Origin of the sequence: Streptomyces calidiresistens (assembly GCF_014141525.1) — a bacterium.
Taxonomy (GTDB): Bacteria; Actinomycetota; Actinomycetes; order Streptomycetales; family Streptomycetaceae; genus Streptomyces; species Streptomyces calidiresistens.
The window spans coordinates 1-988 of record NZ_VKHS01001286.1 but is presented as its reverse complement, the minus strand read 5'-3'; the positions used below and the strand labels follow the sequence as shown (position 1 = coordinate 988).

The 988-nt window shown below is 77.5% G+C and carries 1 protein-coding gene; it reads left to right on the top strand.

Annotated elements, in window-relative coordinates:
• Positions 1-506: 506 nt before the first annotated feature.
• A complete protein-coding gene (locus FOE67_RS29810; RefSeq protein ID WP_228474345.1) occupies positions 507-725 on the top strand; it encodes a hypothetical protein in 219 nt (72 codons plus the stop codon).
• Positions 726-988: the final 263 nt, after the last annotated feature.

Sequence of the window (988 nt, the reverse complement as noted above, 5' to 3'; positions counted from 1 at the left end):
CTCCTCCGCCCCCGGCCTCCCCGGCCCGGCCGAACTCCGTGCGCGGGCGGAGGAGCTGGGGGAACGGGTCGCGGCTCACTTCCGGCTGCTGGAGGGCCGATGACCGGCGGGACGTACGGGGCGGGCGGCCCCTCGGGCAGGGGCACGGCCACGGGCGCGGCGGCGATGCGGGGCCCGATGGCCCGGGCATCGGTTCGTCGCGGCGTCCATCGCCGCCACGGCACCCGCCACCGCGCCGGGAGCGTCCCGCTGTGGGCCTTCTGCGGTGGGCGGTGATGAGGCCCCGGGTGGACGGCTACCGGTGTGAAAGCGTCGTTCGGAGTCCGGAGGCCGGAGCGGAATGGCTGCTCGGGTCCCACCGCGCCGACACCCCCTCCGAGGCCATGAGGTGGCTTCGACGCCAGGCGGTCCGGCTCGTCCGCGCGCTCGATCCGGAGCCCGGGGCCTGCCCCTTTCCGGCGGGTGCCCTCCACCCCGCGGACCCCGGGGCCTCCCATGTCGGGAGCGTGTTCCGGGACTGGTTGGACGACATCGCCCATCAAGAGGTCCAGCGGGAAGCCCTGGCATCCGGCCGGTACGTCTGCGCCACCGCCGGCATGCCGGACCAGGTGGTCGGCAGCGGCGCGGCGTACCTGTACGTCTCCCTGTCCTGCCGGCCCCTCGTGACCCGGAGGCTCGGCGGAGTCGGGAGGAAGGGGCCGCACCAAGGCGAGGTGCCCCCGTGAGCCCTCCGCACCTCGCCGGGGCGTCCTGCGGCGAACGGGAACACGGCGCCGCCCCGGGCCGGCTCCCGATCCCGCCCGTGCCGACATCGGGTCGGCGCGGGCCGGGATCGGGGCCCGGGAGCCCCGCCGGTTCAGCGCTTCCGGGGTTGGGGGATGCGGTGCCTCGGGCCCTCCGGGGAGAGCCGCGCGCGGGGGATGAAGACACCGCCACCCTGCGGGGTGCCGCTCCCGGCGGCTCCGCCCGGGCCGGCGGGGGCGGGGAT